General features: G+C 61.8%; 7 protein-coding genes, 1 tRNA gene and 1 rRNA gene. 3 read left to right on the top strand and 6 right to left on the bottom strand.

Annotated elements, in window-relative coordinates; translation table 11 throughout:
* The 6 genes from JS536_RS01465 to JS536_RS11745 all read right to left on the bottom strand — a co-directional run.
* Positions 1-122 (bottom strand): 16S ribosomal RNA (locus JS536_RS01465); the annotation flags it as partial.
* Positions 123-857: 735 nt separating this feature from the next.
* Complete coding sequence (locus JS536_RS01460; protein WP_214355490.1) at positions 858-3761, bottom strand: glycoside hydrolase family 3 N-terminal domain-containing protein; 2904 nt, start codon at positions 3759-3761, stop codon at positions 858-860.
* Positions 3762-3937: 176 nt separating this feature from the next.
* On the bottom strand, positions 3938-5239 hold the full coding sequence (locus JS536_RS01455; RefSeq protein WP_214355489.1) for an ATP-binding protein: 1302 nt from the start codon (positions 5237-5239) through the stop codon (positions 3938-3940).
* 6 nt (positions 5240-5245) lie between these two features.
* Positions 5246-5971 (bottom strand): LytTR family DNA-binding domain-containing protein, encoded by a 726-nt coding sequence (locus tag JS536_RS01450; RefSeq protein WP_214355488.1) that lies wholly within the window; start codon positions 5969-5971, stop codon positions 5246-5248.
* A 286-nt stretch (positions 5972-6257) separates the two neighbouring features.
* Positions 6258-8900, bottom strand: a complete 2643-nt coding sequence (locus tag JS536_RS01445) for a glycoside hydrolase family 3 N-terminal domain-containing protein (RefSeq protein ID WP_240544198.1) — start codon at positions 8898-8900, stop codon at positions 6258-6260.
* The gene (locus tag JS536_RS11745; protein ID WP_240544189.1) at positions 8901-9164 is read right to left on the bottom strand and encodes a hypothetical protein; all 264 of its coding nucleotides are present in this window, start codon (positions 9162-9164) and stop codon (positions 8901-8903) included. It lies immediately after the preceding gene.
* Between the two features lie 347 nt (positions 9165-9511).
* Between JS536_RS11745 and JS536_RS11740 the strand changes: the two genes are divergently transcribed.
* The 3 genes from JS536_RS11740 to JS536_RS01430 all read left to right on the top strand — a co-directional run bounded on the left by JS536_RS11740 (position 9512) and on the right by JS536_RS01430 (position 13616).
* The gene (locus JS536_RS11740) at positions 9512-12172 is read left to right on the top strand and encodes a protein kinase (protein ID WP_346427446.1); all 2661 of its coding nucleotides are present in this window, start codon (positions 9512-9514) and stop codon (positions 12170-12172) included.
* A gap of 147 nt (positions 12173-12319) precedes the next feature.
* Positions 12320-13285, top strand: a complete 966-nt coding sequence (locus tag JS536_RS01435; RefSeq protein WP_214355487.1) for a thioredoxin domain-containing protein — start codon at positions 12320-12322, stop codon at positions 13283-13285.
* Positions 13286-13542: 257 nt separating this feature from the next.
* Positions 13543-13616 (top strand) — tRNA-Thr (locus JS536_RS01430).
* Positions 13617-13661: the final 45 nt, after the last annotated feature.

Genomic DNA, 13661 nt, shown 5'->3' with positions numbered 1-13661 from the left:
CACGCATTACTCACCCGTTCGCCACTCTCACCAAACAGCAAGCTGCTTGGATCCCGTTCGACTTGCATGTGTTAAGCACGCCGCCAGCGTTCATCCTGAGCCAGAATCGAACCCTCCACAAAAAAAATCATGAAGAGAACCATTGAATGACTCTCAAAAACAAAATTGACAAGCAATCCTTTTAAGGAAAAGGACACACTCACAAAAACCACACCCCAATTCAACCCCTCCCAGGGAACCCAACAGCAAACACCATCAGGCTTGAGGCATACTGGCAATCATTGACTATAAAGAAGTAGTACAAACACGCTCTTGAGTTCTCAAACCACCACCACACACAAAACAACCCGAACCCACGAAAACCATTGAAATGGAAGGAATCCGAACCGCTCAGCGGCAGCGAATGAATAACTTACACGAAACCAAAAACAAACGCAAACCGAGGCACGGCAAAACCCCGAAAAACCGCATCATAGCAACGTTCTCTCGGCGTGTCGCAAACAGCCCATTTCGCCCCTGCTACTGCCAATATAACGCCACCAAACACGGCGAAGTGCCCTAAAAATTGTCTCGTATCGGCGTGTTCTCCATAAATTCATTTGCGCAGACACATCAGCACAACGCAAACCAGCCGAATCCGGGGAGGCCATCGGTTGGGCAGTGATGGCCGGCTCGGATTCGGCTGGTTGTTTGGTTATTCGGCGTCCGGGTCAGGAGAAGAACAACCCGGCACACGATTTCTGGGCGATGACCACCTTGCCTGTCTTGCCCCACTTCCCCATGCCGCCAACGAACGCGGACCGGCTCAACGCGAGAGGCAGAAAACAGGCAAGGTGCACATCAAGGATGATCGGACACTACTTATCGATGTCACCGGCTTCCACAATCACAACCGGCTTACGGCGGACCAGGAAGCGGCGGATGGCGACGGTCTCCAGGCCGATGAACAGCACAGCGGCGACGGCCCAGACCACATACATGGCCACGCGCCACAGAGGCGTATCAACGTCCGGCTCACCGTTCTCGTACATCCAGCTATTGGCTGTGGCGTACAGGATGTTGTGCGCCGCATTACGCATCGCTTTCACGGAAGTGGCGGAACGATCGGACACATGGTTCGTCACGTCGAGCGTGGCCAGCATGAGGTCGTTGCCGTTGCGAATCTCCTGATCGGCGTTCTGGAACAGGTCGTAATTGCCGAAGTAATCCGTCACCACCATGCCGCGGAAGCCCCACTCATCGCGCAGCACATTCTGCAGCAGGTGTGCGTTGGCGCCCGAGTATGTGGTGCCGATGTAATTGAACGAGCTCATCATGGCGGTGGCATGGCCATCCTTCACCGCCGCCTCGAACGGCTTGAGGTAAATCTCGCGGATCGCCTGCTCATTCGACCACGTGCACAGCATGTTGGTGCGGTTGGTTTCCTGATCGTTCAAGGCGAAGTGCTTGACGAAGGCATACACCCCTTGCTTCTGTACAGCACCAACTTCCGACGACACCATGGCGGCGGAGAGCACGCTGTCTTCCGAGAAGTACTCGAACGTACGACCGGCGAACGCGTTGCGGTGAATGTTCACGGCCGGCGCATACCAGCCGGTGATATGCATGTCATGCGCCATCTGGGCGATCATCTCGCCGAAACGCTGGGCCAGATCGACGTTCCAGGTGCAGGCGAACGCGGTGGCGGCGGGGAAGCCAATGGAACCGATGCCGGTGAAGTTGTTGTTGAGTGCCGCAGGACCATCCGCATCGACCAGCTGGATTTTGCCGATGGAGTTGATGGCTGCGTTGCCGAAGCCGCCGTTGGCGATCAGGTTGTCCATGTCGTCGACGGTCAGCTCGTCCAGCAGCTTGCTCCACTGGGGATCGTCATACTCCTTACCGGTCAGATCGGCCAGACGCACGCCGTTCTTGGCGCCGGTGGTCGGCATCTCGTCGGAATCGTCGTTGTAGTCCGTCGCCTTGTAATTGCCGTTGTTGATGAACTTGGACTTCGCCTCGTCGGACATCGACAGGCTGGCCGGAGCGGCGGTCGCCTTGCTGTAGTTCGCGAAGTGGTCGGCACGGGACAGGTAGGTCACGTCGCCGGCGGCATCATCGAACTGGTTGGTGGCCACGGTCTGATCGCCGTTGTGGGTGTTGTCGTCGGAATCGTAGGTGATGGTCTTGGGCACGTTCACGGTCCGCTCTTCGATCACGGTGTGCGAGTCGGAGCGGATGGACACCGCGTAATCGCCCTGTTCGAGCACCCAGGCCTTGGCGTTCTGGTAATCGTACGATGCCATATCATCGTCATCGAATTCGATGGACAGGGTCTGCGATTCGCCGGGCTTGAGTTCGTCGGTCTTGTCGAACGCCATGAGGTTGGCCGAGGCCTTCTCGATGCCGCCGTTGGTGTACGGCGGATTCACATACGCCTCCACCACATCGCGGCCAGCACGGTCACCGGTATTGGTGACGGTCACGTCGAAGCTGATCTTGCCGTCCTTATAGGAGACGTCGCCCATCTTCTGCGTGAACTTCGTATAGCTCAGGCCAAAACCGAACGGGTATTGCACGGTCGAAGCGTAGTCGATGAGGCCTTCATCGGCGGCGGTCTCGTAGAACTTGTACCCCACGTAGATGCCTTCGACGTAGTTGACGAACGTAGGCGTCACGTCCTGGCCGGAGAAGGAACTGGTCATCGCGAACTCGTCGACGTTGTCGTAGGTGAAGTTGCCGACGTTGTTGAAGGTCGGCGTGGCGGTCAGGTCCTTGACGAAGGTGTCCGACGTCTTTCCGGAGGGGTTCAGCTGGCCGCTGAGCACCTCGCCGAGGGCGGAGAAGCCGGTCTGGCCGGCGGGCGGACACCAGACAACGGACTTGATCTGCGGGTAGGAATCAAGGAAGTCGAACTGGAACGCATTCGCGCCGTTGTATACCAGCGTGACCTTGTCGAAGTTTTTGGTGACCAGGTCGAGCATGTTCTTCTCGGTCTGGGAAAGCTGCAGGAAGTGGTCATCCTTCTGGAAGTCCTCGTAATCCTTGGAATTGTCGTGGTAGGTGACGCCGTCGGCCTTCATGTCCTTCGGCAGGTCGGTGCCCTCGCCACCGACTCGGGTGATCACCACGATGGCGGCGTCGGAGAAGTCCTTCGCGTCCTTGACCAGGCTGTCCGAATAGTCCGAGGCCGGCACTTCAGGCAACGTCCAATCGACGTTGAACATGCCGACTTCCGGACGATCCTTGCGGTAGTCGGTGTACAGCTTGGACAGTTCGGTGTTGGTTTTGATGCCCGCCTCATGCAGACCGTCGAGCAGGGAGACGGTTGGGTACTGGTCCGACATAGACCCGGAGCCGGTGCCGCCGTACACGGGATTGGTGGAGCCCCAGCCGAACACGTTGACCTTCTTGGAGGACAGCGGCAGGTTCGCATCGTCGTTCTTGAGCAGGGTGATCGCTTCCGACTGCACGTCCTTGGCGAGCTTGTTCGCAGCAGCGACTGTGCTGCTGGACAGCGTGTACTTCTTGGCCGAGGCATTGTTCAGAATGGTGGACAGCGGGCCGCTCACCATCATCGAGGCGGCAACCACCACGGCCACCAACACCACCAGCCAGGATTCGGAATGGATGAGCTTGCGTGCGGACACGGATTTGACCGTCTTCCTGTTGACGGCGAACGTGACGATCACAGCCAGCACCAGAATCGCACCGGCCGCTGCCAGATACGGAACCAACGATCCCATGACTGCGGCAACATCGGCCATGTTGATATCCAACATGACAGGTCTCCTTAACTCTCATTATGCGTGGGCGCAACAGCCGCCGCAGGTTTCGTTGCCTGTCGTTCGGCTACTGTGCCGGTGAACAATTCCGAGGATATGAATCTGCTCTTGCCGCCACAGCGCACCTTGCATGAGAGGTCAAGTCGAACGCATGAATGGGAGGGACCGCGCTTTCACGCGGGGATGGGAAGCACCACGCTGACGGAGAAGATGCCGTCCTCGGCCTTCATGGTCATTTCGCCTTGGTATTTGTGCACTTGCCAGGCCATGGACCGCGTGCCGAACCCGTGTTCTGAGGCATCGGCCTTCGTGGTGCGCGGCAGGCCGTCACGGAAGACCGGCTGCCGTTCGGGGGCATAGCTGTTCTCCTCCTCCGCCACCAGAAGACCGCCTTTCGCCGTGAGGGTGAAGTTGATGATCTTCCGCTCGGGCTGCCGGACCGCATCCACGCTTTCGATGGCGTTGTCCAGCATGTTGCCGAACAACGCATACACGTCCGCGTCGCTCATGAATCCAAGACGGCTGCCGTCCGCGATGCAGGTGAAGGTGATGCCCTTGCCGGTGCAGTACAGCCCCTTTTCCGTCAATAAGACGTCCAGGCATTCGTTGCCGGTGTGGAACATGGAATCGTAGATGCGGATGTTGTTCTCGATCTTTTTGGCCATGTCAGCCGTAAGTCCGCCGCCGCTCAGTGAGGCGATGGACTTGCGGATATCGTGGCATCGGATATTGATCAGTTCGATGTTCTCCTTGGCCAACTCATGGTGGTGTTCGGCCAGTCTCGCCTGCTGGCGCATCACTTCCAGGTCACCGTAGAGATGGTCGCTTGAGGAGATCAGCACCAGAATGACCAGCAGAAGCATGGAGGTTATCGCGTCGTAGCTGAATCCGACGAACATGACTTGCTCGGACTGCCCGTCCAGCATCACCATGTTGAATACGATGACGAACGCGAGCGCGACGACGCTGATCAAAACCCAGGTGACACGGCTGCGAACCTTCGCGTACTCGATGACGAACGATCGCCCCAGAATCAGGTAGGCCACCAGATATACCACCGCGAAAAACGCGAGACTGGCCGCCTGGGAACGAAGGAACGTCAGATGAGACCCCAGCGGAGAGTGGGTCAACGATGCGAGAAGCCCCACCGCGATATGCTGCAGGGTGTATCCCGCCGCAACGACGACCAGTGATTCCAGCCATGCTGATTTGGTGCATTCGCGCAACAGCGCGATGAGCGATGCCGCGCATATCGCGTAATAGCCGGTCAACGACAGCACTTGGACGAGGTGCCCGGCGGCGAAGTGGGACAGTACCGCCATAAGCAGCTGATACAGCACGTCACCGATGATCACGTATGCCGGCAAGGTCAGCAGCCAGACGGTTTTACGCCACATCAGCTGTTTGGAGAACACCGCGGCGCCGCACATCAGCAGCAAAGGAAACAATCCGTATCCGAACCAGTCAGCAAGCATGATCGTTCACCTTCCGTAATACGCGGCTAGGGCCTGCATGAGGGGTTTGCGTTTGGAGCGGGAGACGGGTAGGGGCTGGCCGTCCACCACCACGGTGTCGCCGTTGACGGCCTGCACCCATTCGAGGTTGACGAGACAGTAACGGTTCGAGGCAGCGAAATGCACGGGCTCCAGCAGCGCGGCGGCCTCCTTGAGGCTGGACCAGACTTTGTACGCCCCATGTTCCGTGTGGTAGATGACTTCGTGGCCGAGGACTTCCACGTACCGCACGTCGTGCGAGGAGAGGAACTGCGTGCCAGTGCCCACGGTGAGCGGGATGGTGACGCCCTGGCGTTTGGCCACCAGATCCTCCACCTTGCGCATCTTGAGCGCGAATCCGAAGTAATCAATGGGCTTGACGAGGTAGCCGATGGCGTCCACGTCGTAGCCGACGGCCGCGTACTGGGCCATTTTGGTGGTGAAGACGAGCACGACGTGGCTGTCGATCTCGCGCAACCGGTGCGCGGTTTCGAGGCCGTCGATGCCGGGCATTTCCACGTCCAGGAACATCGCGTCGAATTCGGCCTTGTAGTCGTCCAGGAAGGACTCGCCGTCCGTGAATCGGATGATGGTGTAGGACTTCCCGCGCGCCCCGTCTTCACGCTCGCCCGCTTCGGCATAGTATCGTTCGATCATTGCGGTGGTACGAGCGGCATCGGTGTCGTCGTCATCGACGATGGCAATGCGAATCATCGGCGATTCTCCCTTTCCTAGCCAATACATCGGGCGACTCCCCTCAGTCGCCTATGGCGACAGCTCGTCCTGCAATTGAGGACGAACTTCGTTCGCGTCTTTCTGGCTCGACTGTCGTCTCGCACATTGCCTACAAACAGCTCTGCTGTTTGCTTTGCGGCAATGTCCTCAGCGAGGGGAGCCGGAAATCTCTCTCCAGTCTCGCATATGCGAAACGGCTCGTCCGGTATTGGGACGAGCCGTTTGCCTATTCAGTTATTCAGTTATCCGTGCCATCGCGCGGGTCTCAGGCCTGAGTGGTCGGAGCCACTGCAGCAACGACCTGCTTGCGGCGCTTGAGGAACTTCATGATGGTCAGGACCTCAAGGGCGATCACCAGGACGGCGGTCACGCCCCAGGCCACGTACATGGCGGTCTTCCACATCGGGGTGTCGACCTCGGGTTCGCCGTTCTCGTACTGCCAGCCGTTGGCCACGGTGTACAGAATGTTGTGGGCCGCGGTACGCATGGCCTTCACGGAGGTGGCGGACTTGTCGGTGATGTGGTTGGTGATGGAGGTGGTGGCCAGCATCGCGTCGTTGCCGGCTCGCACGAGCTGGTCGGCGTTCTGGTAGCCGTTGCCGGAGAAGTAATCGGTCAGGACGAAGCCCTGGAAGCCCCATTCGTTGCGCAGCACGTTCTGCTGGAGCGGAGCGTAGGCGCCGGCATAGGTGTTGCCGATGTAGTTGAAGGCGCTCATCACGGCCTGTGCGCCGCCTTCCTTCACGCTCATCTCGAAGGGCTTGAGGTAAATCTCACGGATCGCCTGCTCGTTGGCCCAGGTGCACAGCATCAGGTCTCGGTTGGTTTCCTGGTCGTTCAGGGCGAAGTGCTTCATGAAGGAGTACACGCCCTTCTCCTTGGCGCCGGCGATCTGGTTGGAGGCCATCACGCCGGAGAGCAGGCCGTCCTCGGAGAAGTACTCGAAGGTACGTCCGGAGAAGGCATTGCGGTGGATGTTCATGGCAGGTGCGTACCAGCCGGCCACGTGCATGTCACGGGCCATCTGGCCGATCATCTCGCCGAACTGCTTGGCCAGGTCCTTGTTCCACGTGCAGGCGAAGGAGGTGGAGGCCGGGAAGCCGATGGAGCCCACGCCGGTGAAGTTGTTGTTCAGGGAGGCCGGGCCGTCGGCGTCGGTCACCTGGATCTTGCCGATGGAGGTCACGGCCTGGGTGCCGTAGCCGGCATTGGCGATCAGGTTGTCCATGTCGTCGAAGGTCAGCTCGTCCAGCAGCTTGTCCCACTGCGGGTCGTCGTAGTCCTTGCCGGTCAGATCGGCCAGACGCACGCCGTTCTTGGCGCCGGTGGTCGGCATCTGATCGTCAGCGTTGTCGAACTTGGTGGGATCGTAGTTGCCGTTGTTGTAGAAGGTGGACTTGGCCTCGTCGCTCATGGAGAAGTTGGTCGGGGCGGCGGTGGCCTTCTGGTAGTTGGCGAAGTGGTTCGCGCGGGACAGGTAGGTCACGTCGCCTTCCGCGTCGTCGAACTGGTTCGTGGCCGCGGTCTTGTCGCCGTTGTGGGTGTTGTCGTCGGAGTTATAGGTGATGGTCTCCGGCACGTTCACGGTCTGCTCGTCGATCACGGTGTGGGAGTCGGACTGGATGGACACCTCGTAGTCGCCCTTCTCCAGCACGTACGCCTTCGCGTTCTTGGAGTCGTAGGAGGCCATGTCGTCGTCGTCAAACTCGATCTTGACGGTCTCGGACTCGCCCGGCTTGAGTTCCTTGGTCTTCTCGAAGGCGACCAGGTTCACGGAGGCCTTCTCGATGCCGCCGTCGGTGTACGGCGGGTTGTAATACGCCTCGACCACGTCCTTGCCGGCCACATCACCGGTGTTGGTGACGGTCACGTCGAAGGAGATCTTGCCGTCCGAGTAGGTCACGTCGCCCATCTTCTGATCGAACGTCGTGTACGACAGGCCGTAGCCGAACGGGTACTGCACCACGTCGTCGTACTTGATCAGGCCCTCGTCGTCGGCGGTCTCGTAGAACTTGTAGCCCACGTAGATGCCCTCGACGTAGTTCACGAAGCTCGGGGTGGCGGTCACGGCACCGGCGAAGGAGTTGAAGGAGACCTCGAACTCATCGGCGTTGTCGTAGTTGAAGTTGCCGAAGTTGTTGTAGGAAACGGACTTGGTGAGGTCCTTGAGGAAGGTGTCGGAGGTCTTGCCGGACGGGTTCACGTCGCCGGCGAGCACCTCGCCGAGGGCGGAGAAGCCGGTCTGGCCGGCGGGCGGGCACCACAGCACGGACTTGATCTGCGGGTAGTCGGCGAGGAAGTCGAACTGGAAGGTGTTGGCGCCGTTGTAGATCAGCGTGACCTTGCTGAAGTTCTTGGTGACCAGGTCGAGCATGTTGCGCTCAGTCTGGGAGAGCTGCAGGAAGCTCTGGCCCTTCTGGAAGTCCTTGTAATCCTTGGAATTGTCGGTGTAGGTGATGCCGTCGGCGGTCATGTCCATCGGCAGGTCGGCGCCCTCGCCGCCGACGCGGGTGAGCACCACGACGGCCTCGTCGGAGAAGGACTTGGCGTCGGAAATCAGGGAATCGGAGTACTGGTCGGCCGGCACTTCGGGCAGGGTCCAATCCTGGGCCCACATGCCCACTTCCGGACGGTCCTTGCGGTAGTCGGTGTACAGCTTGGTCAGATCGCTGTTGGTCTCGATGCCGGCTTCCTTCATGCCGTCAAGCAGGGAGACGGTCTCGTACTGGTCGGACATGGAACCGGAGCCGGTGCCGCCGTAGACCGGATTGGTGGAGCCCCAGCCGAATACGTTGACCTTCTTGGAGGCCAGCGGCAGGTTGGAGTCGTCGTTCTTGAGCATGGTGACGGCCTCGGTCTGCACGTCCTTGGCCAGCTTGTTCGCGGCGGCCACGGTCGAGTCGGACAGCTAGTACTTGGTGATGGTCGCGTTGTTGAGCAGCGTGGCCAGCGGGCCGGACAGCATCATGGACACGGCCACGACGACGCCGACGAGCGCCACAAGCCAGGACTCGGAATGAATGAGCTTGCGGTTGGCCACGGCCTTCACCGTCTTCTTGTTGACGGCGAACGTGATGACGATGGCCAGTACCAGCAGCACGCCGATGGCGATGAGATACGGCGTCAGCGAACCGATGACGTTCAATACGTCGGCCATGTTGATCTGCAGCATGGTTTCTCCTCCTTGATTCTTACCTTTGCGCGGCATGCCTGCCCGAATCCGATATCGTTATCGAATCCGAACGGCGGCCCGGTGGCACTGCCCTAGCCACGCTGGCCGCCGGATGCGTCCGTTCGGCTCTCCTTTGGGGCCGACGGCACATCCTTGATGCCGATGACCTTAGGTTCGCAGATTCGCATCCGCCGCGTAAGGCGATACCCCCATCCTGTCATTTCGGGCGCATAATCTGCTAGCACACGTCGCCCGCGACGCACAGGAGGAATGCGCGAACGGTCGTTTTCGACGCGAGAACGGCTCATCCGAAAGGACCACGGCGCTCCAGCGGGGGCCCGGCTAGGATGGAGGGCATGAGCGATCTGAACGCATTGAATCTTGAGCCGGGCGAAGTGGTGGGCGGCTACACGCTGATATCCCGCCTCGGTTCGGGGGCCATGGGTTCGGTCTGGCGCGTGCGGGACGACGGCGGCCAGACGTATGCGATGAAGATCCTGCGTGATTCCCTGGCCGAGGAGTCGGACGACGCGATGGCGGCGGGCGCGGGCCCGGCCGCGGAACAGGACCCTAATCTCAAGCCGGACGTGACGCCGCGCGAACGTCTGCGCCGCGAGGCCATGGCCCTGAAGAAGGTCAACCATCCGGGCGTGTGCGGCATCGTGGATATGGAGCTGGACGATTCGCTGGCGTTCATCGTCACCGAACTCATCGAGGGCCGCAACCTCAAGGATGACGTGGCCGTCAACGGCCGGTACATCGGCGATGATCTCGAACGGCTGGCCCGCAAGCTCATCGAGGCGGTCAAGGCCGTGCATGCGGCCGGCATCGTCCACCGCGACATCAAACCCACCAATGTGATGGTGTCCGCGTCCGGCCCGGTGCTGGTCGATTTCGGCATCGCGATGGGCGAGGGCGAAAGCCACGTGACCCGCACGGGGCTGGTGATGGGCACACCCGGATTCATCGCCCCGGAAATCATCGAGGGCGCCGAATCGGACGAGATGACCGATTGGTGGTCGGTGGCGTCCGTGCTGGCGTTCGCGGCCACCGGCGCACCCGTGTTCGGTGTCAAGCCGATGATGGCGGTGCTGGAGCGCGCGGCCTCGGGCAATGCGAACCTTACCGGTCTGCCGGCCGGCACGCTGGCGGCCTTCCGCTCGGCGCTCAGCCCGGATCGCAGCAAACGTTGTACGCCCGATCAGCTGTTGCACGCCATCGCCCTGGACGCACTCAATCCCGCCGCATGGCAGGGCACGCAGGCCGGGCCGTTCGGTGCCGGCGCGATCGCGGGAGGCGTGGCCGCGCTGGCCGGAGTCGGAGCCGGAACGTCCGACGGAACCGAGGCGATGCCCCCTTTTGGTTCGGCCTCCGGCGCAACCGCTGGCGCTGACCCCGACAATCCCCGCACGGTCTGGCGGACCGCGGACGACGCCGACATCATCCGCGCCGAAGCCGTGGCGGGAGGCCCGCCGGCACCGCCGGCACCGCCGACACCGCACCCCGCGACCACCGTGCTGTCCGCGGGGGCTCCCGCGACCACCGTCTTCCCCGCATCCCCGGCAGGCACGACCATCGCCAACGCGACGGTACCGCTGGCGGACGCCTCCGGTACCCGCCGTGCGGACGCACCCACGCGCACGCTGGTGGGACGCGCGACCGATGCCGACCATGGCACGCGGGTGCTGACCGAAACGGACGCCCAAACGGCCGCAGCGGCACCGGAATCCGTGCGCGGCGCACGCGGGAACGCACCTCGTACGGCCGGCATGACCGCGCTCTCGCGGGAGCCCGCACGGACGACCGGCAATGTGCCGGCGTTCCTGCAATCGCAGGAGACCGTGGCGACCACGTCGTTGGCGGGTGCGACGGTTCCGTTGGCCGAACGCACCGCGGTGATGCCTTCGGGCGCCACGGCCGCAACTACGCCTGCACCGCTGCAACCCATGCCTTCCGTATTCCCGCCCGTGCAGGCCGGCGGCATACTGGCCGGGCAGAACGGGCAGACGGGCCAGGGCGCGCAAAGTGGGCAGGCGTATGCCCCGAACGGTTCGCCGTACGGCACCTATGGCCAGCCGCAGCCCGTCTACGGCTCACCCACCTACGGCGCAGTGGGCGATACCCAGCCCACAATCGCCGATCCGACCATCCGGCCGGCATTGCAGCGCATCATCGACCAGACCGCGCAGGCCTCCCCCACCGAGGCAATCGCGCAGACAAGCGCGCAGACACTCGCCCAGTCGCAGCCGGGGCCGAATCCCGCGGACGTGAGACGCGGCGAATACCTCTCGCGCGGCACGCTGCCGTTGTGGCTGATCGCGGTCCCGTTGGCGCTGCTGGCCTCCGTGCTACCGGTCATCGCCCTGTTCACCGCCGCCGCGGTGTTGTGGCTGCTGCTCACGTTGGCATACAACGCCGAATCACAGCTGGAGCGCGAGGGCCGGCGAGGCGGCGAACGTAAGGGCTCCGATTCGCTGATTCGCGCGGCCACGCTCCCCTGGCATCTGCTCAAGGGACTGCTACTCATGCTGCCGCGACTGGCATTGATGACAACGATCGCCGCAGTCGGCACGGCATTGGCCGCGGCGCTGCTCAACCTGCCCGTGGAGACGGTGGATTGGGTCGCGGGTCCGTGGACCCTGCCGATTCCGGTGCTGACCGACATGTCGACCTCCCCGACCGGTCTGGTGTTGGGCGGGTTCACGGCGGCCGGCTGGCTGGTCACGGCGTTCGGGCCTCGGGCTGTGATGGTCCGTCTCGGCGCCGGCGTGCTGCGTGGCATCCGCAGGCCATCCTCGGCCGCGGCCGCGGGCATTACGCCGGCAGGTGAAGCGCTGTTGGCCTCCGCGTCCCCCGCGCTCGGGCCGAACGGTTCGCCGAATACCGCCGCCGCTCCCAAGGGCGGACGACGGGACGCCGTTTTGATTGTCGTCTGGCTGATCGCCTTCGTGGCGCTGGGCGCACTGTCGCTGTCCAGCCAGCCGATCGACTGGACACCGCTGCTGTAACGCTGTGGAAGCTGTGCCATTCAAATGGCACAGCAAGGGCGGCACTTTTACGCAGAATTCACCTCAGAGCCGACCTTCGCGGCCGCTTCCTCAGGCCCGGCCATTATGATGGGGCCCATCCATCGAACTGTTTTCAGGGGGAGATTCATGGCAGATCCAAAGCGTCAGGCCAAGCGCGTCACGCGCGCCGAGCGCCGTGCGGCAGAGGAGGCGGCCCAGAAGGCCCAGGCCGAGCGTGCGGCCAAGGAGCGCAAGCAGCAGACCATCATCGGATGCATCGTGGTGGCCATCATCGTGGTGCTGGTGGCCATCGGCGGATTCGCGGTGTACAAGGCCACGCATTCCAGCAGCAGCCAGACCACCGCCTCGGATGTGAACGAAGCCTACAAGACGCTGCAGTCCGTGAAAACCAAGCCCGCCAACGCCGACGACAAGGCCGGCTTCACCATCTCCAGCAAGGGCTACGGCAAGTCCGTGGACGACGCCCCCACCGTGGGTATCTATATGGAGCCGCTGTGCCCGGGCTGCGCGGCCGTGAACCGGCAGCTCGACCCCACGCTCGTCAAGCTCATGGACGCGGGCCAGCTCAATCTGGAGCTGCACTTCCTGAACTTCCAGGACAACAAGAGCTCGGACAACTACTCCAACCGCGCCTTTAACGGCGCCATTTACATCGCCGAGCACGACAGCGACCCGAACCACCTCATGAACTACCTATCCAACATCTACGCCGAGGACTTCCAGCCCGGTGAGCTGACGAACTACGTGCCGGTGGACAACAGCAAGCTTGAGGAGCAGGCCGTCAAGGCCGGGGTCAGCAAGGACGTGGCGGCCGCGGCGTTCAGCGGCAAGAACGAGTACGTGGACTGGCTCACCGCCTCGAACAACTACACGATCCAGCGCCCGGAGCTCTTCTCCTCGTCCGGCAGCTTCTCCTCCCCCACGCTCACCATCAACGGCGAGTACTGGGCCCTCAACAACGTCTCCCTGGCTGGCCTCGACCTGAAGGACGGCTTCCTCAAGGCCATCGGACTGGACTCCGATCAGGTGGGCGTGGAAGGCAAGATGCCATCGATCGGCTCCCGCAAGAAACCCATCGACATCACGGCCTGACAATCGGCCCGGTCCCGGCCCAATCCCAGTGCGGGGCAACGGGGGCATGCGCAAGGGGAAGTCGCGGTTCGTCCGCGGCTTCCCCTTTTTGTTTGCGTTCAGCAATGCGGAATCGAATGGATGCAACCGGACGAATGCATGTGGCGGTCCAGCCGGAATCGACATGAAACCGAGGCGATAGGCGACACAGCGGCCGCGCATTCGGGGACTGCTGGTATGCTATTCATTTGTTCCGAACGATTGATGTTCGGTAACACGCCTCTTTAGCTCAGATGGCCAGAGCGGCCGCCTTGTAAGCGGCAGGTCGTCGGTTCGATCCCGACAAGAGGCTCGTCGCGTGGGAAAAAAGGGGTATGTAAAATCTCTGGTTGAATGA

Source organism: Bifidobacterium sp. SO4, from assembly GCF_018555355.1.
Taxonomy (GTDB): domain Bacteria; phylum Actinomycetota; class Actinomycetes; order Actinomycetales; family Bifidobacteriaceae; genus Bifidobacterium; species Bifidobacterium miconisargentati.
This window is presented reverse-complemented; position numbering and strand designations above follow the sequence as displayed.